General features: G+C 36.2%; 16 protein-coding genes. 8 read left to right on the plus strand and 8 right to left on the minus strand.

The window, feature by feature from the left end; all coding sequences use genetic code 11:
- Nucleotides 1-203 precede the first annotated feature (203 nt).
- Nucleotides 204-1,097, plus strand: a complete 894-nt coding sequence (locus tag ODQ17_RS01395) for a LysR family transcriptional regulator (RefSeq protein ID WP_003651675.1) — start codon at nucleotides 204-206, stop codon at nucleotides 1,095-1,097.
- 46 nt (nucleotides 1,098-1,143) lie between these two features.
- On the opposite strand, the gene ODQ17_RS01400 is transcribed toward ODQ17_RS01395, so the two are convergent.
- The 5 genes from ODQ17_RS01400 to ODQ17_RS01420 form a co-directional block, all read right to left on the minus strand.
- Nucleotides 1,144-2,316 carry a thiolase family protein gene (locus ODQ17_RS01400; RefSeq protein WP_322901236.1) on the minus strand — a complete coding sequence of 391 codons (1,173 nt, stop codon included), beginning with the start codon at nucleotides 2,314-2,316 and terminating at the stop codon, nucleotides 1,144-1,146.
- A 65-nt stretch (nucleotides 2,317-2,381) separates the two neighbouring features.
- Entirely contained in the window at nucleotides 2,382-3,791 is a 1,410-nt protein-coding gene (locus ODQ17_RS01405; RefSeq protein WP_322901239.1) for a short-chain fatty acid transporter, read from the minus strand.
- Between the two features lie 115 nt (nucleotides 3,792-3,906).
- Entirely contained in the window at nucleotides 3,907-4,548 is a 642-nt protein-coding gene (locus ODQ17_RS01410; protein ID WP_004792490.1) for a 3-oxoacid CoA-transferase subunit B, read from the minus strand.
- Nucleotide 4,549: 1 nt separating this feature from the next.
- Entirely contained in the window at nucleotides 4,550-5,254 is a 705-nt protein-coding gene (locus tag ODQ17_RS01415; RefSeq protein ID WP_322901240.1) for a CoA transferase subunit A, read from the minus strand.
- A 245-nt stretch (nucleotides 5,255-5,499) separates the two neighbouring features.
- On the minus strand, nucleotides 5,500-6,381 hold the full coding sequence (locus ODQ17_RS01420) for a LysR family transcriptional regulator (RefSeq protein ID WP_005305071.1): 882 nt from the start codon (nucleotides 6,379-6,381) through the stop codon (nucleotides 5,500-5,502).
- 277 nt (nucleotides 6,382-6,658) lie between these two features.
- Between ODQ17_RS01420 and ODQ17_RS01425 the strand changes: the two genes are divergently transcribed.
- Nucleotides 6,659-7,060: a J517_1871 family lipoprotein gene (locus ODQ17_RS01425; RefSeq protein ID WP_322901242.1), complete on the plus strand. Its 402-nt coding sequence runs from the start codon at nucleotides 6,659-6,661 to the stop codon at nucleotides 7,058-7,060.
- A 452-nt stretch (nucleotides 7,061-7,512) separates the two neighbouring features.
- On the plus strand, nucleotides 7,513-7,851 hold the full coding sequence (locus ODQ17_RS01430) for a hypothetical protein (RefSeq protein ID WP_111853863.1): 339 nt from the start codon (nucleotides 7,513-7,515) through the stop codon (nucleotides 7,849-7,851).
- A 179-nt stretch (nucleotides 7,852-8,030) separates the two neighbouring features.
- Here the strand turns inward: ODQ17_RS01430 and ODQ17_RS01435 are convergent, their stop codons facing one another.
- Complete coding sequence (locus ODQ17_RS01435; RefSeq protein ID WP_004792482.1) at nucleotides 8,031-8,294, minus strand: hypothetical protein; 264 nt, start codon at nucleotides 8,292-8,294, stop codon at nucleotides 8,031-8,033.
- A 230-nt stretch (nucleotides 8,295-8,524) separates the two neighbouring features.
- On the opposite strand from ODQ17_RS01435, the gene ODQ17_RS01440 reads away from it, so the two are divergent.
- The 4 genes from ODQ17_RS01440 to ODQ17_RS01455 all read left to right on the plus strand — a co-directional run bounded on the left by ODQ17_RS01440 (nucleotide 8,525) and on the right by ODQ17_RS01455 (nucleotide 13,047).
- The gene (locus ODQ17_RS01440; RefSeq protein WP_198496392.1) at nucleotides 8,525-8,968 is read left to right on the plus strand and encodes a BLUF domain-containing protein; all 444 of its coding nucleotides are present in this window, start codon (nucleotides 8,525-8,527) and stop codon (nucleotides 8,966-8,968) included.
- Between the two features lie 523 nt (nucleotides 8,969-9,491).
- Nucleotides 9,492-10,913 carry a GntP family permease gene (locus tag ODQ17_RS01445; RefSeq protein ID WP_322901246.1) on the plus strand — a complete coding sequence of 474 codons (1,422 nt, stop codon included), beginning with the start codon at nucleotides 9,492-9,494 and terminating at the stop codon, nucleotides 10,911-10,913.
- Between the two features lie 33 nt (nucleotides 10,914-10,946).
- The gene (locus tag ODQ17_RS01450; RefSeq protein ID WP_322901248.1) at nucleotides 10,947-11,732 is read left to right on the plus strand and encodes a 3-hydroxybutyrate dehydrogenase; all 786 of its coding nucleotides are present in this window, start codon (nucleotides 10,947-10,949) and stop codon (nucleotides 11,730-11,732) included.
- 328 nt (nucleotides 11,733-12,060) lie between these two features.
- Nucleotides 12,061-13,047 (plus strand): AraC family transcriptional regulator, encoded by a 987-nt coding sequence (locus ODQ17_RS01455; protein WP_322901250.1) that lies wholly within the window; start codon nucleotides 12,061-12,063, stop codon nucleotides 13,045-13,047.
- A gap of 67 nt (nucleotides 13,048-13,114) precedes the next feature.
- Here the strand turns inward: ODQ17_RS01455 and ODQ17_RS01460 are convergent, their stop codons facing one another.
- The gene (locus ODQ17_RS01460; RefSeq protein WP_250374175.1) at nucleotides 13,115-14,458 is read right to left on the minus strand and encodes an MFS transporter; all 1,344 of its coding nucleotides are present in this window, start codon (nucleotides 14,456-14,458) and stop codon (nucleotides 13,115-13,117) included.
- A 16-nt stretch (nucleotides 14,459-14,474) separates the two neighbouring features.
- Nucleotides 14,475-15,686: an OprD family outer membrane porin gene (locus ODQ17_RS01465; RefSeq protein ID WP_442872383.1), complete on the minus strand. Its 1,212-nt coding sequence runs from the start codon at nucleotides 15,684-15,686 to the stop codon at nucleotides 14,475-14,477.
- A gap of 369 nt (nucleotides 15,687-16,055) precedes the next feature.
- Here ODQ17_RS01465 and ODQ17_RS01470 point away from each other — a divergent pair, with 369 nt between their 5' ends.
- Complete coding sequence (locus tag ODQ17_RS01470; protein WP_322901255.1) at nucleotides 16,056-17,306, plus strand: dienelactone hydrolase family protein; 1,251 nt, start codon at nucleotides 16,056-16,058, stop codon at nucleotides 17,304-17,306.
- The last annotated feature ends 5 nt before the right edge of the window (nucleotides 17,307-17,311 follow it).

Consider the following 17,311-nt stretch of genomic DNA (forward strand, 5'->3'; position numbering starts at 1 on the left):
ATTTATATACAAAGTAACCAAATAAAGAGGCAATGCTTTTGTCTTTATGATGAAAGGCTTTATAAAGCATTGCCCATGGTCTAGATTCTTTGTTAATTTAGGCGATATATCAATAATCTAAAAACAGGTTTAGCATTTTTATCTAAGTTATATCTGTTTTCAGTCCTTTTTGAATGGATTATTTGATCCAGACGGAGACAATTTTGTTTGATCTAGATAGTAGATTACTAAATATTTTTTATCATATTTATCGGTTTAAAAGCGTTTCAATGGCTGCCGATGCTATTGGCCTTACACAACCGAGCGTTAGTAATGGACTGAACAAAATCCGTCAGCATTTTAATGATCCACTTTTTATTCGTGTTGGAAATGAAATGATTCCAACCGAATTGGCTAAAGAAATCTTTCCACTTATTAGTGAAGTGATTGATAAAGTTGAAAGCATTAATAACTTTAGTGTGAACTTTGACCCACTTACCTCAGATCAGCTTTTTACAATTGCGATGACAGATGTGTCTCATCTTGTCTTATTACCGCAACTAACCAACTATTTAAAAGAGAAAGCACCTTTAATTCGGTTAAATATTCGGCCGATTACGCCAGAAACTAGCTATCAAATGGCAAATGGTGAAATTGACCTTGCAATTGGCTTTTTACCCCAATTAGAAGAAGGCTTTTATCAACAAAAGTTTTTCAAACAACATTATGTGGTGATTAGCTCTAAGAGCCATCCTCGTTTGGACCCAAATAATTTCACTTTAGATGATTATATGCGTGAATATCATATCGATATTGATGCAGGAATCGGGCACTACCATATTAAAAATGAGTTACAGAACAAAGGATTAGATAGAAATATTTTAATTAGATTACCGAGCTATCTTGGGGTAGGATTAGTCGTTCAAGAAACAGATGCGATCGCAACGGTGCCGTATTATTTAAGCCAAGTCTTATTGGTGAGAGAAAATTTACAGATTCTACCAGCACCTCTAGACTTCCCAACCTATGATGTTAAACAGCATTGGCATATGTCTTGCCATCATAAAAGTAGCCATAAATGGTTCCGCCAAACCTGTTATGAACTTTTTAAAGTCTAAAAAAAGGTGTAAGAAAAACTCTTACACCTTCTGCGCGGTTTGACTCTTAGATTTCAATTGCGACAGCTGTAGCTTCACCACCACCAATACATAACGCAGCAACACCTTTCTTTTTACCTAGGCGTTTTAAAGCATAGATAAGAGAAAGAATAATTCTTGAGCCAGTTGCACCAATAGGATGACCTAAAGCACAAGCACCACCATGTACGTTGACTTTTGCTTCATCGATACCTAAATCATGAATTGGTGCCATTGCCACCATTGCAAAAGCTTCATTAATTTCCCAAGCATCTACCTCGTCAACAGACCAGCCAGCACGCTCAAGCACTTTTTGAATTGCACTAATTGGAGCAATGGTAAATTCACTTGGATGTTGTGAATGAGTAGAAGTTGCAACAATTTTCGCCAAAGTATTTAAGCCATGGCTTTGAGCATATTCTTCTGTGGTAAGTACTAATGCAGCAGCACCATCAGAAATGGAGCTTGAGTTAGCAGCTGTAATTGTTCCGTCTTTACTAAAAGCTGGACGCAATGTTGGAATCTTCTCAAGATTAGCTTTTAATGGTTGCTCATCTTGATCGATAACTTCGACACCTTTACGTGTTTTGACTTCAACAGGAACAATCTCGTCTTTGAAGTAACCTTCGGTAATGGCAGTTTGCGCTTTTTTCAAAGAAGAAATCGCAAAGTTATCCATTTGCTCACGTGTAAAACCTTTGGTGTTTGCCATGTCTTGAGCAAAAGAACCCATTAAGCGGCCTGTTTCAGCATCTTCAAGACCATCTAAAAACATATGGTCTTTAATTTCACCGTGACCCATACGGTAACCACCGCGAGCTTTCGGCAGAATATACGGCGCATTGGTCATAGATTCCATGCCACCTGCAACAATAATATTGGCACTGCCAGCTTTTAAGGTGTCTGAAGCCATTAACACCGCTTTCATAGCAGAACCACACAGTTTATTGATGGTGACTGCACCCACATGATCTGGTACACCAGCTTTACGCATCGCCTGACGAGCAGGGCCTTGACCTATGCCTGCACTCAATACGCAACCAAAAATAACTTCATCTACTTGGTCAGGTGCAACACCTGCACGTTGAATAGATTCACGAATTACAGCCGCGCCAAGTTCTGGTGCAGTTAAACCCGATAGGCTGCCTTGAAAACCGCCCATTGCAGTACGGCTACCTGAAACTATAACAATTGAACTCATCTTAATATCTCTTATTGATGTATTTGTTAAAATTGCCTTTAGCTGAAACTAAAGACTCCAGTAAATTAAAAAGTGGGTGGGGTGTAGCTAAGCGTTCTTCCAAAGAACCACAATAAAAATAAAACTAAGGGAAAATGCACAACGAGCTGAGTGACTGTAAAACCAATCACATCTTTTGCTTTTAGTTTTAAAATACCTAACATTGGTAGCATAAAGAATGGATTGATTAAATTTGGTAAAGCTTCGGCTGCATTATAAATTTGTACAGACCAGCCCAAATGAACTTTCAAATCATTTGCTGCTTGCATGACATATGGCGCTTCGATAATCCATTTTCCACCGCCTGATGGGACGAAGAACCCAAGAATGGCTGAGTAAATTCCCATCACAATTGCGAAGGTTTCTTTTGAAGCAATTGAAACGAAAAATTCAGCAACATAGTGCGACAGAGATAAATCCTGACTATTTAAAGCTTGCGTCATAATAAAGGCGATGCTTCCGTAAAGTGGGAACTGAATCAAGATTCCTGATACGGCTGGAACTGCTTTTGCAACGGCATTTAAGAAGTTTCGTGGTGTTCCATGCAATGCTAAACCAAGCATTAAGAACACAAAGTTGTATGTGTTTAAGCTTGAAATAGCAATGATTGGATTACTTTTTGAAAATTCAAAAAACATCCAAATTACACCTAAGGCCACCACAATAATCGTTAAAATAGGCGAGTTTTCTAACCAATCGCCCGGACGATTAGATTTCTCCTCATGTGGTTTGTCTTCTTCAAATTGCACATCAAAACTATCAATCGTTTTAACATTATTGCCTTTTGGAGCTGACCAATACGCGATTGCGATTGAAACAATCACTAAAATAATAGTCATCGCAATTGATTGCCAAAGGAAAATCGTTTCGGTAAATGGAATAACGCCAGTCAGATTGTAAATTGATTCAGGTAAACTACTTTTATTTGCCTGAAGCTGTGCTGCTGAAGAGCTAATTCCAAGTGCCCAAGTTGCACCCATACCAATAATGGCCGCTGCCGCAGCAGCACGGTAATCCATATTCAGCTCTTTACGTTTTGCTAATGCAATTACTAAAAGCGCTGTAAGAATTGTACTAACAGCCCAATTGACTAGTGAAATTAACAAACTAACCGTTGCTACCAAAACAATAGCACCACGTCCAGAATTTGGAATACGCGCCATTTTTTGAATCAGAAATTTTACGGGCTTAGAAACAGAAACGACATAACCTACAATGATGAGCATAGTCATTTGTAGGGTAAAGGGAATAAGACTCCAGAAACCATTCCCAAAGGAAGTCGCGACATCGTGAATTGGCGCACCAATACCTAAAGCGGCAACTGACACGATAATGACGCCGAGTAATGCAAAAATATATGAATCAGGAAACCATTTTTCAGACCAGTCACTAATCCGAAGAGCAAATCTTTCAAAAATTCCTTGCTGTTTTTCCATAGCTGAAAAATCCTTCTCGTTCTTATTTATAGACAGCACATCCGGTGCTTAAAAGGGTTAAGACTTAAGCTCACTTTCTAACTTAAGTCTTATATTTCTTACTAAAAATTTAATTTTATGCGACTAAGGTTTTATAAAATTCGACGCCTGTAACAGCTTGAATCTGCTCAAGCGTGACATCTTTAGCAAGTTCAATCAGCTCTACGCCTTGTGGAGTAATGTCCATTACACCTAGGTCAGTAATTACGCGATGAACCACACCTTTACCTGTTAAAGGCAAACTACAGTTTTTCACAATTTTTGGCGTACCATCTTTTGCGCAGTGTTCCATAAGCACTACAACTTTTTGGACACCAACAACCAAGTCCATTGCGCCGCCCATACCTTTGACTTTCTTACCTGGAATCATCCAGTTAGCCAAGTCACCATTTTCAGAAACTTCCATTGCACCTAAAATGGCAATGTTTACATGGCCACCACGGATCATGGCAAAAGATTCTGAGCTTGAGAAAAAAGCAGCGCCAGGGCGAGCAGTAACTGTTTGTTTACCAGCATTAATCAAATCAGCATCTACAGTTTCTTCAGTTGGAAACTCGCCAATACCTAATAAGCCGTTTTCAGATTGAAGCCAAACATTAATATTTTCAGGAATATAGTTGGCAACTAGAGTAGGTAAGCCAATACCTAAATTGACATAAAAACCGTCTTCAAGTTCTTTTGCAGCACGTTGTGCCATTTCATTACGTGACCAAGCCATTTTATACTGCCTCCGTGCTTAAAGTTTTATGCTCAATGCGTTTTTCAGGTGATGCATTCAGTACAATACGGTTTACATAAATACCCGCTAAATGGATTTCATCCGGATCCAATTCACCAATTTCAACAACCTGTTCAACTTCTGCGATTGTAATTTTTCCAGCCATCGCACATTCAGGATTAAAATTTTGAGCAGTTTTACGGAATACTAAATTCCCCGCTTTATCTGCTTTATAGGCCTTAACAAGAGCAATATCTGCTGTTAAAGATTCTTCTAAGATGTAGTTTTTCCCATGAAAAGTACGTTCTTCTTTACCTTCAGCAATCAGTGTACCGACGCCAGTCTGAGTATAAAATGCTGGAATTCCTGCACCGCCAGCACGTAACTTTTCAGCTAAAGTGCCTTGTGGTGTAAGTTCTACATCAAGTTCACCATTTAAATATTGGCGCTCAAATTCTTTGTTTTCACCGACATATGAAGAAATCATTTTTTTGATCTGTTTGGTTTGAAGCAGAATACCTAAACCAAAATCATCTACACCAGCGTTATTTGAAATACAAGTAAGACCAGTCACACCACTTTGCTTAACTGCAATAATCAGTTTTTCAGGAATTCCGCATAAACCAAAACCGCCAACAGCAAGTGTTTGATTATCTGCAATAACGTCTTTCAGTGCTGCCTCTGCATTGGCATAAACTTTATTCATTCTATTGTTATCCTATATCCCTTAGTAATCTTAGTTTTAGCATCTCAATTCGTGTTATAGAAGTTAATTTTTTTAAAGGATTAATGAGTATATTCAATGAATGCTATCAAATTACCTACAAAAGATCAGAAGCATATAAAGAAAAATACTTTAAAAAATTACCCCATAGTATTGAAAATTATGATAATTAATAAATTTAGCTTAAGCGTCTGCTTAACTCATCCTAAAATGCAGTCTTTAATTTTTTAAAATTTATATTGCACCAAAGCCTCAATAAATTGAGTCGAAATATTTGAAATTTCAAAGTTCTTTTTATAAACAATTCCTACAGTCTTATGAATAGATTCATCCTTTAATTCAATCAATACGTTATGTTCTTTGTCAATGTGTTTAGCAAAGTGCCTTGGAATCGCACTTACTCCAATTCCATAAGCCACAAAACTTGAAAGTGATGAAATTTGATGACATTCGACTTTCAAATCGAGAGTTATGTTATTTCGCAAACAATTCTGCTCAACTAAATATCGGACAATTGAAGGTTTTTGTAAGGTCACAAATGGATTTGAACAAAGCTCATGCCATGTAATAGAGGACGATTGAGCAAGTGGATGAGTCTTAGGTAATAAAGCTAAGAAATCCTCTTCAAACAGAGGCTTGAATTCTAAGCCCTCGGTGAGATCAGGTTCAAAGCAGATACCAAGTTCAAAAATACCGTCTTGTACTTTTTCTATAATGGTCTCATTTGGAATATCTTGAATTGAAAAGTTCAGGTTGGGATGAAGTTCTAAAAATTGATGAATCACCTCAGGTAAAATTGCATGAGTTACAAAGGGCATTGAGGCGATACTTAAGGTCCCACGGTTGAGCTTAAAACGCTGTTTGACATCGTTTTCCATTTCATCCCAATTGGCGAGTAATTTTTTAGCATAGGGAATGAGGGATTTACCTTCTTGGGTAAGCTCAACGCGACGTGTGTTACGGTTAAACAATTTACCGCCTAACTCTTCTTCTAAACTCTTGATGGTGAGACTTAAAGCAGACTGGCTTAGATGTAGCTCTAAAGATGCATTGGCATAATTGAGGGTACGTGCAAGAGCTAAAAAAGCTTTTAATTGTTTAAGCGTCATTTCATTCCTTTAGATTAATCAGCTCATCTAGAAGGGTAATTTATACGAAAATTTATCTAATATGATGTTTTTTGACAAAAAATTATGAAAAAGAAGTAGAGAACAATGATACAGATTAACTCATAAAACATAAAACCGGACTTTCACCACCAGTACTTACATTAAAAACTGAAATGTAAGAGTAATAAATATTAAATACATTACTTAAACTACCTTCGGGTGGTTTTTCATTTTATGAACTGTTAAATTTTACTCATAATTAAAATGGATAATTATCATGCAAAAGATAATTGCATTAAGCTTAGTTTTTTTATTAAGTGGCTGTGTAAGCCCAACTACTCAGATGGCTAATAATAAATTTAGCGAAGTGCAGCCTTCAACACCTCCAGTGTCAGGTATATGGACGATTTCAATCAGCCCAAGTATATCAACCATAAAACTTGACTCAGATGGCAATGGGGTACTTTGTGACGATACGAGTGGACATGTTGTATTTAACAAAGTTAAGTATGCAAATAATATGATTTATATTGAAAATGGTATGACTCTAGAAGTGAAGCTTCTTAACAAAGATATATTCGAAGCTAGAACAATTTTGAGTGCCTCTAGTTCAAATATGATCTACAAAGCTGATAATGATTTAAAGGTAGCTTCATTAAAGTGTGTTAAAGAATTATAGATAATGACTTTCATAACGCACTATGGTTTTTTATTAGCTTTAGCGAAGTCAAATTACCATAAGAATCCCATCTGATCAGTGTTAGTGATCTATAAATTGCATTACCATTACCAGTTTTAGAAAAAGGTAATTAACTCTTCCAAATAGTTTTTGTAATAAATTGTGGTAGATTATTAACAATTAAGGTTTTGACAATATTTTCGTGTAGCATTTTGGAATTAAAAAAATAAAATCTCAAAGGTAAAATGAAATGAATAAGATAACCCTAGTTTTGCTAGCAGCTCTTCTTTTTTGTATTTTAGCTAACTATGAAAGTTTCAACTTATTAAAACTTCACGAAACTGCCAGTAGTGAAATTAACAAAACTCTTCCTAAAAACTAATCTACCTAATGATGTTTCTTTTATATCTTAAGCTCTTAAATTTTAATTATTAATAATAAAGGGTAATTTTATGAGAAAAACTTTAATTGGAGCTTTATTCCTGACGTTTGGAGCCTCGGTAAGTGCAGCATCAAAAATTGAAAAAGAGGAAACAAAAAAATTCTCGACAATGAAGCAATGTATTGAATGGTTAGATTCTAAATATCCAAATAGTAAATGGCATAAAGATGGAGGCACATCTTGGAGTTTAGAAAATGATAATTCAAATTTTTTATCTGGGATTACTCATGTGCCTAGTGAAGAAAATAAAAAGCTGATACATCCGATTGCGATTTATTGCAAATTAAAAGAAACAAGTGTAGATGGTGTCTTCTATGAAGGAAAATATATTGTCATAGAGGCCATTTAGTCTCAAAATTTAATTGAAAAAAACCACTCAATGAGTGGTTTTTTTCATAGCTGAACAAATTTAACAAACTCATTGCCAAGAACAATTCCTATATGATTGCCTTGTTAATCCAGTAGTAATTTAAAAACTTTAAGGAATGACCCTTTCCTCAGTTTCTCATTTATTCGTATAGCTAAATCTTAAGAGGGCCTAACCTTAGTTTTCTTTGTCAAAATCTTGATAATTTTAAAAACCTGATTATCTAGTTTTATCTTTTGATGAACAGTTGCATTGTCGAGCTGATCCCACAACTCGAATGGGAAAAACTCTGAACTATGATCAAATACCCATAACCATTGATAACTATTGTTAAGGGTATTTACATCAAAACGTACATCCTGGACTTTGACAATCTTAAGTTGTTTATGATGTTCGTCTTGAAGAATAATTTCATGGTTCTCCATTAGACATCCACAAATTAAAGACAATTCTTGATTTTACTGAAAATAATATTTTCTAGTTGGTTTGTTAAGTTGAGATTAATTTACAAAAGATTTCTGGTTGTTAAAGTTTGTCATTTTCAAAATGATAATAATCTTTACTCTTGAAATACAAGGTTTTAAATAGGTCAGGTTGTAAGCGTGGTATGTAGCTGTCAGAATGCCAAACTGACATCTATCTTCGAGTTATCGCTATGAGTTTAATAGGCTTTATGTATGCAAGTAAAACCAATAGTGAACATAGTCAAGTAAAACAAGATTTAATTGATATCCTCACAGAAGCAGTCAAATTTAACTCTTATAATGATATTACGGGAGTACTTTACTATGGTAATGGGTATTTCTTGCAGTACTTAGAGGGTGAGAAAGAACAGGTTGAATCGCTGTTTTATAATTCAATTCTGAAAGATTCGCGACATCAGAACTGCGAAATCATCTTTTCGGAACCATCCGAGCAGCGGTTATTTAAGCATTGGAGTATGAAATTTGCGCCTATAAATACGAAAATAAAAGATTTCTTTTTTCATCATCATGTCGATGAGTTTAACCCGTATTTGCTTAACACTACCTCAATTCCATCTTTTATTGAACTACTTGTAGATCAACCAAATCTTAAAGCTGATCAATATCAAATTTAATCAACAATAAGATATGAATTAGAGTAGTTTTTTCTACTTAAAAATATAAGCCCTCTGAAGAGGGCTTTTTTAGTTCAGTTGAGTTAGTTCTTTAGACCACCCAGCGCATTTAGACGTGTAATTTATATAAAATTTTTCTAATAGGATATTTCTGAAAAAATTAAATCTAAGAATATTTATTAAATTATTTTAAAAAATATATTATTTAATTGTGTTTATTAAATAATATAGAGATATTAATTTAATTTACTCAACAACTAATAAGTTTTATTAAAAAATAATGACTTTTAAATGATAGTGTTTTACTAGTAAAATAATATAAATTATTGTATTTTATGTATATTTTAAAATTAAAATAAATTACATTGTTTTTAAATATTTTAGTGATATTTTATTTTTAAGCTCATTTACCTATTACCAATCATAGATGTTGTGATTTTTATCATTGTAGGTTTGGGATAACCTAAATATCTTTTGGTAATTTTATTGAACCTAATATCTATTCTTTAGGGAGAAGGAATATATGTGGGAATTATTTGTAATTCTACTTTCACTTGGGCTGTTAATGTATACAGCTTACAAGGGCTTTTCTGTCATTCTTATGGCACCAATTTGTGCCTTACTTGCAGTTTTACTCATTAACCCAGCTAATGTTTTACCATTTTATTCGGGTGTCTTTATGCCCAAAATGGTGAACTTTATTAAAGATTACTTCCTTGTGTTTTTGCTCGGAGCAATTTTCGGTAAAGTTGTTGAAATGTCAGGAATTGCCGAGTCTATTGCAAGAACCATTGTAAGATGGATTGGGGCAAAAAAAGCAATTTTAACCGTTGTACTATTAGGTGCAATTTTGACCTACAGTGGAGTAAGTTTATTTGTTGCTGTATTTGCCATTTATCCATTTGCAAACCAGTTATTCAGACAAGCTAATATTCCAAAACGTTTAATTCCGGGAACCATCGCGCTGGGTGCATTTACATTTACGATGGATGCATTGCCGGGTACGCCACAAATTCAAAACGTAATTCCAACTACATTCTTTGGCACCAATATTTATGCTGCACCATTTCTAGGAATTATTGGTGCTATTTTTGTTTTGTGTATGGGTTTGAGTTACTTAGAATGGCGTCGTCGTGCTGCTGCAAAAGCTGGAGAAGGGTTCTCTGGGTTTGGGGCAGACAATACACCATCTCAAGAAATTGAAGCCGAAATGACTCTGCAAAATAATGGAAGTACAGCTCGTCAGTTTTTAGCGTTTGTACCCCTTATTCTTGTTGCAGTAATGAACAAATATTTGTCTAAAGCAATCAAAGAGTGGTATCCAAATGGCTTTGATTTTGCCACCGTTGGTTTAGCTGATTATACCGTCGATGTTGCAAAAACTGGTGCAATCTGGGCAGTTGGTCTTGCGCTCATTGTCGGGATTATTTCTGCGATTTTGTTTGATTACCAACGTGTCGTGACGAATTTTAAAGAGGGCATTAATGCCAGTATTGGCGGCTCACTTTTAGCAGTGATGAATACGGCTTCAGAGTATGGTTTCGGTGCAATTATTGCGTCATTACCGGGCTTTGCCATGATTAGTCATGCAATGAGCAGTACCTTCACAAACCCTTTAGTAAATGGGGCGGTGACTACAACCGTTTTAGCAGGTATTACCGGTTCAGCTTCTGGTGGTATGAGTATCGCTTTAAGTGCGATGGCTGAACACTATAACGCTGCGATTTTAGCTGCTGGTATTCCACCAGAAGTCATGCACCGTGTAGTTGCGATGGCATCAGGTGGTATGGATACATTACCGCACAACGGCGCCGTAATTACTTTACTCGCTGTTACAGGTTTAACGCATAAACAGTCGTATAAAGATATTTTTGCAGTCACAGTAATTAAGACATTAGCGGTATTTGTGGTGATTACGGTCTTTACCGTAACAGGTATTGTTTAAATCAGCACGTTATAAGTATTAAGGAGTAAATAGATGACTAAACTTTTAGACGGTAAAGTTGCTTTTATTACAGGTTCTGCAAGTGGTATCGGTCTAGAGATTGCTAAGAAATTTGCTCAAGAAGGTGCCAAAGTTGTCATTTCTGATATGAATGCCGAAAAGTGCCAAGAAACGGCGAACTCACTTAAAGAGCAAGGTTTTGATGCACTATCTGCACCATGTGATGTAACTGATGAAGATGCTTATAAACAAGCCATTGAGCTGACTCAAAAGACCTTTGGTACGGTTGATATCTTAATTAACAATGCTGGTTTCCAACATGTTGCACCTATTGAAGAGTTTCCAACAGCTGTTTTTCAAAAGCTAGTTCAGGTCATGTTAACAGGGGCATTTATTGGTATTAAACACGTTTTTCCAATCATGAAAGCTCAAAAATATGGTCGTATTATTAATATGGCTTCAATTAATGGTCTAATTGGTTTCGCTGGAAAGGCAGGTTATAACAGTGCTAAACATGGCGTGATTGGCCTAACAAAAGTTGCGGCATTGGAATGTGCACGTGACGGTATTACAGTAAATGCTTTATGTCCGGGTTATGTAGATACACCATTGGTTCGTGGGCAAATTGCAGATTTGGCTAAAACCCGTAATGTAAGTTTAGACAGCGCACTTGAAGATGTGATTTTGGCAATGGTTCCTCAAAAACGTTTGCTCTCTGTTGAAGAAATTGCTGACTATGCAATTTTCCTTGCGAGTGATAAAGCTGGTGGGGTAACAGGCCAAGCTGTCGTTATGGATGGTGGTTACACTGCCCAATAATTTAAGTGTTTTATAAAAGCCGCTTATTTAAAATAGGCGGTTTTTTTATTCGTTAAAATTTACGATAGTCTACTGTTCGAAATAATGATTTATCTCTACTCTATTTCTTTATAAAAAATCTAATAAAATAAGTTCGTTAAGGTATGAAATTATACTTTAAAGGTATTTAACTTATTTCCTTTTTTAAAATTTAATAGAGTATGAGAAAGTAATCTTTACTCTCTTTCTTGATTAGATATTTTTTCAGGAAAACTCGTCAATTAAAGGATATTAATTGGCATACAAGTTGCTTTTTAAGCAATAAGTTATTTAGCTAGGTGAAAAGGATATGATATCACTCAGCCAACAGACGGAACTCAATCATTATTCACGCAAAGCTGAATTTGCGCAGAGTTTGATGTCCACGATTTGTGGGGAACACCGTCTAGATACAATTTACAAAGACACTCTCGATTTTCACTATGACGGAATGCGTTTGCCTAATAAAAAAATGGCAATCGGTACAATCAGTTATGGTGCAAACGTTGCCATTAACATCTCAAATTTAAAAGCGTATAGCATTAGTTTGCCGATACAAGGTCGTCAAGCTCTCAACATTCGTGGTGCTCATTATCAATCTGATGAAAATAGAGGTCTTATTGTTTCAAACAACGATCAGCAAGATTTGATTATCGATAAAGATTGCAGAAAATTTCAGGTGGTTATTCCTGAGCGAAGTATGCAGATTGTCCTTGCGGATCTACTGAATAAACCCATAGAGACGCCTATCATTTTTAATCCTGAAATGCACTTAGACTCTGAGCAACTTATTGGTGCATGGTGGAAGAACATTCAAAATTTTGTACAGTTAAAATCGCAATATAGCAATTTTTATGGTTTGCAGATGTTGTCTGAAGACTATGAAAATTTTGTAATTAAAGCGTTATTGTTGTCTCAAGAGAACAACTACTCTGAAGCCTTAAAGTCACTCTCACATCAAGATGAGCCAACTTATATCCGTAAGGTTCGTAATTTTATTATTGAACATGCACACGAAGAAATCTGTGCAGAAGATTTGCAACGTCTGGCTGGAGTTTCAAAATCAAAATTGTATGACGAATTTCAACAATACTACGGCACAAGCCCTATGTCGTATTTAAAAAAATATCGTCTCCAGCAAATTTATAAAATCTTGAGCACCACAGGAGCAGATAGGAAGGTTTCTATTTCAAAGCTTGCGTATGACTGGGGCTTTAACCATTTAAGTCGTTTTTCTCAAGAATATCGCGAAGAATTTGGCGAAAATCCAAGTGAGACTAAAGGCAAAATTTTCTGATATTTAATTTTCCCAATAAAAAACTGATTTAGGCAACTAAATCAGTTTTTTATTTATCGCTTAATATTTATAGACTTTCTTCGAGCTTTAACACTTGTTTGTTTTTAGATTTCTCATAAATCACTTTCAGACTAAGCGCAATAAATGAGATGAAGGTTGGTAATGCGAGAATAAAGAAAATACCGCTTAAGCTTAGGTTGAAAGTAAATATAAGAGAGCCAAAGAAAGCACCTAAAATTGCACCAATACGACCAATACCATGCATCCATGAAACGCCAACCGCGCGGCACACTGCTGGATAGAACATAGCTGCAAGTGGCAGTAATGAAGACTGTGCGCCAGCGAGTAATGCACCAATTAAGAAGATAGTAAGACCTAACAAGAAAATATTTGAGCTTACTAGACCTGCAACAATGAATAGTCCAAAAGCAATGAGATATGAATATTTAATGACTGTAGTTGGATTCAGTTTATCCATGTACCATCCCATAATGGTTGCACCAATTACACCACCAAAAGGGAAAATCGCGGCAATTAAACTAAACTGTTGCGTACTAAAACCTGCTGTTTTTAAAATCGTTGGCATCCAGCTTGTTAAAAGATAAAACACCAAAAGACTAGTAAAGCAGCAGAGCCAAAGCATGCTTGAACCCCACAGATATTTTCCTAAAACCACTTTAACTGGATTTTCATCTGAAGCATTTTCTGCTTGAGTTAAAACAAGTTTTACAGGTTCTTGGAACGAATGGCCTTGAATATTTTCTAAAATACGCTGAGCTTTGTCTTGTTGATGACGTGTAATTAAGTATTGAGTTGATTCAGGTAATTTAAGCAATAAAGCAACCACTAAAATGAGCGGAATGCTTCCGCCAATAATAATCACCTTAGCCCAGCCATAACTTTCTAATAGATAAGCTGACAGCACACCGCCACAAGAAATACCCAGCATAAAACCACAGCCAGCAAGACCTGTTAGGAATGCTTTACGTTTTACAGGCATATATTCAGAGACAATCGTACTGATGTTTGGCATGGCTGCGCCTAAACCAACACCTGTAATAAAGCGATAAATCATTAAGTCTTGAGTTGAATTAGCAAAGCCACACAAAATAGTAAATATGGAAAATAAAAGACTTGTAAAAACAATGACGCCTTTACGTCCAAATTTATCGGACAAAGGCCCAGAAATGATTGCACCGATCGACATGCCAACTAAGGCAGCACTTAAAACAGGAGCGAGTTGCGGCTTAGTAATACCCCAATCATCCAGTAAGGCTGGAGCAATAAAACCGATAATTCCTGTGTCTAGACCATCACAGAAAAAGACAAAAAAGCCTAGGATAAAAACCATCCATTGGAGTGGAGACAGTTTTTCGCGGTTGATAATCGTGTTTGCATCTATCGTTTTCATACGTATTCCTTATTCATTAAAATTTTTTGCTGTAATTGACGAAGAAACGGTTTTCAGAGAAATCGTTTCCATGCTTAACGTCGTAATTGATGAAGATGTACTGAAGAGCTAAGCCTTTGAGGAATGGCTGTTGAAGGGCATAATTGACAATAACGTTTGCTTCACTTTCTTTATTTTTTAAGCCATCTGCTGTTTTAAAGTGATCACCATATACATATTTGAAAGTCGTATTTAAACCAGGCACATAATCTTTAAAGTCATAGCCATAGATGAAGTGATAAGACTTTTCATCTTGTTTGAAGAAACCAGTCGTGTTCCAATTAATGAAATAAGTTTCAGGTAAGAATCCATCTGGTAACGGGTAAGCAGACTCACCAATAATTTGCTGATAACCCAAACCAAAGCTATGATTTTTTACTTTAAGTGTTTCTAGCAATCCTACATTTTGTGCATCGATGTCAAAAAGATGTCCATTATCTTTGGCATTGAAATATTTGAATTTTGAATTAACTGAAAAATTAGAATTTTTCCATATATGGTCAACGCCGACATAGTGTTTGTTATATAAATCCTCCATATTTCCAAAGTAATATTCACCCTTCAAGGTAGGTGTAAATTGATAGCGCAGATCTATGTAGTTAAGGCCATCGGAGTAGGCAGTCACACCTTTTGAAGTAAAAGAAAATCGATGAAAATCTTCTTCATTTCGCGGTGATACTTTTTCAATACGGCCAATTTCAACAAAAAGCTTATCGTTTAGCTGACTTTTAAGATTAGTTCCCCAATAAGACGTCAGGAGTTGTCGGCTTGCATCTACAGTGGTTACGGGTAAATCCAGCCATAATTCACCAATGCTTAGTAGTGTCTTGTTATAGCCTAACTTTAAAGTCGCGCCATATTTTAGATAATCAGGTGCTTGGGACTGCGTGGCTTTATCAAAAGGTAATACCGTATCTGCAACATGTTTATCTTGGCTTAAACGAACCGCATATTGTACTGAAGCATTTGCGCCCATTTGAATCGGGGTTCCTCCAATTTCTAACGGCGTATCATGCATATTTGAGTTGTAAAATAGAGATACTGATTGTGACCAGCTACCTGTATCTTTTACATCTGGATTGTCATAGTTTCTGTCTATATATGCATTTTTTAATGTGAATTTCCATTCTTCATCCGCTGAATAAGCCTGAGAGGAAAATGCACTACAACATAAAATATTGATGAGCATTAACGTTTTTTGTTGTCCATAAAGTGGCCATGGTCGATGCATAAATAAAACGCCTTAATTTAGAAAATGACTGGGCTTTTTTTATGTAATCAAACGAATTACATGACTTGATTGAACTATTTTTAGCCAATCGTCACTATCCAATAAGTCCTAATCTTCATCCAGTTTTTCCAAATTAGATAAAAAGTATTAATTTAATTTTTTAGTTTAAAGTTATGAAATTTATTAGTTTTCTTATTTTTAGTGTTTTATCCTTTTTTATTGATTTTGATAATTGCGCAGAGATTGGATAGTGCTTGCAGCTTTTGGACAGCCTAAAAAAATATTCGGATAGAAGATAAAGCCATAACAATGTCAGGAGTTGACACTATGGCTGGTCAAACCGTTCAAATTAAAACAGCATCTGGAAAGCAGTTCAGTGCATATCTAGCAACACCAGAAACAGGAAAAGGACCTGGAGTTGTGCTTTGTCAGGAAATCTTTGGGGTGAATGCAGCCATGCGAGAAAAAGCAGAATTTCTTGCAGAAGAAGGCTATACCGTTTTAGTTCCTGATTTATTTTGGCGTGTAGCACCTAATATAGAACTGGGTTACACACCAGAAGATTTTCAAAAAGCTTTCGAGCTTTATCAGCAATATGATGAAAATCTTGGGGTTGAAGATATTCAGGATAGCTTAGCTTTTTTAAAGACTCGACCAGAATGTGACTCCTCTACAGGCCTCGGTGTGGTGGGGTACTGTTTGGGTGGAAAGCTTGCGTATCTGGCTGGTTGTCGACTTTCGGAAGTGGCATGTGCTGTAGGTTATTATGGTGTAGGCATTGAAAAAGCGTTAGATGAGTTAGCTAACGTAAAGGGTCGTTTGGTTTTACATATTGCAGAACTGGACCAATTTACACCGCCAGATGCGAGACAAGCGATTGTCGATGCAGCCAACCAATATTCAAATGTACAAACTTATGTTTATGAAGGTGTTGATCATGCTTTTGCACGCCCTATAAGTAATCATTATCACAAACCGTCAGCACGTTTTGCCCACGAGCGTACAGTAACAGCTCTACATGAAACGATTGGACCGAAATATGACCTAGTCGCACTATGGGAAGAGCATATTCGTCATGAGTTCGATACGCGTGATGTGCCAGCAACCATGGCAACGATGGTCGCAGAACCTTATGTCAACCATATTCCAACTTTAACTGGTGGTGTAGGCCAAAGCCAGCTTGCCCGTTTTTATCAATATCACTTTGTTCACCAAAACCCGAAAGATATGAAGATTACTTCAATCTCTCGTACTGTTGGCTCAACGCAAGTGGTAGATGAGTTCATTATGAGCTTTACCCACGATGCAGAAATTGACTGGTTATTACCGGGGGTAAAACCGACTGGTAAATATGTAGAAATTCCAATGTTAGGTGTAATTCAATTCAGAGGTTCAAAGTTATGCCATGAGCATATTTATTGGGACCAAGCGTCGGTGCTCGTTCAAATTGGTTTATTAGGCCCAACAGGCTTACCAGTTGCAGGTGTCGAGACAGCACGAAAACTTCTTGATGAAGATCTTCCTTCAAACACGTTGATGCCATCTTGGTCAAGTAGTGAAGGCAAGCCAGTCAATTAAGGAGT

Origin of the sequence: Acinetobacter sp. IRS14 (assembly GCF_034650275.1) — a bacterium.
GTDB classification, from domain to species: domain Bacteria; phylum Pseudomonadota; class Gammaproteobacteria; order Pseudomonadales; family Moraxellaceae; genus Acinetobacter; species Acinetobacter oleivorans.

Excerpts from the sequence above, each read along its gene's own strand:
- ODQ17_RS01400 (WP_322901236.1), bottom strand. The coding sequence starts at position 2,316 with ATGAGTTCAATTGTTATAGTTTCAGGTAGCCGTACTGCAATGGGCGGT.
- ODQ17_RS01405 (WP_322901239.1), bottom strand. The coding sequence starts at position 3,791 with ATGGAAAAACAGCAAGGAATTTTTGAAAGATTTGCTCTTCGGATTAGT.
- ODQ17_RS01410 (WP_004792490.1), bottom strand. The coding sequence starts at position 4,548 with ATGGCTTGGTCACGTAATGAAATGGCACAACGTGCTGCAAAAGAACTT.
- ODQ17_RS01415 (WP_322901240.1), bottom strand. The coding sequence starts at position 5,254 with ATGAATAAAGTTTATGCCAATGCAGAGGCAGCACTGAAAGACGTTATT.
- ODQ17_RS01420 (WP_005305071.1), bottom strand. The coding sequence starts at position 6,381 with ATGACGCTTAAACAATTAAAAGCTTTTTTAGCTCTTGCACGTACCCTC.
- ODQ17_RS01425 (WP_322901242.1), top strand. The coding sequence starts at position 6,659 with ATGCAAAAGATAATTGCATTAAGCTTAGTTTTTTTATTAAGTGGCTGT.
- ODQ17_RS01430 (WP_111853863.1), top strand. The coding sequence starts at position 7,513 with ATGAGAAAAACTTTAATTGGAGCTTTATTCCTGACGTTTGGAGCCTCG.
- ODQ17_RS01435 (WP_004792482.1), bottom strand. The coding sequence starts at position 8,294 with ATGGAGAACCATGAAATTATTCTTCAAGACGAACATCATAAACAACTT.
- ODQ17_RS01440 (WP_198496392.1), top strand. The coding sequence starts at position 8,525 with ATGAGTTTAATAGGCTTTATGTATGCAAGTAAAACCAATAGTGAACAT.
- ODQ17_RS01445 (WP_322901246.1), top strand. The coding sequence starts at position 9,492 with ATGTGGGAATTATTTGTAATTCTACTTTCACTTGGGCTGTTAATGTAT.
- ODQ17_RS01450 (WP_322901248.1), top strand. The coding sequence starts at position 10,947 with ATGACTAAACTTTTAGACGGTAAAGTTGCTTTTATTACAGGTTCTGCA.
- ODQ17_RS01455 (WP_322901250.1), top strand. The coding sequence starts at position 12,061 with ATGATATCACTCAGCCAACAGACGGAACTCAATCATTATTCACGCAAA.
- ODQ17_RS01460 (WP_250374175.1), bottom strand. The coding sequence starts at position 14,458 with ATGAAAACGATAGATGCAAACACGATTATCAACCGCGAAAAACTGTCT.
- ODQ17_RS01465 (WP_442872383.1), bottom strand. The coding sequence starts at position 15,686 with ATGCTCATCAATATTTTATGTTGTAGTGCATTTTCCTCTCAGGCTTAT.
- ODQ17_RS01470 (WP_322901255.1), top strand. The coding sequence starts at position 16,056 with ATGGCTGGTCAAACCGTTCAAATTAAAACAGCATCTGGAAAGCAGTTC.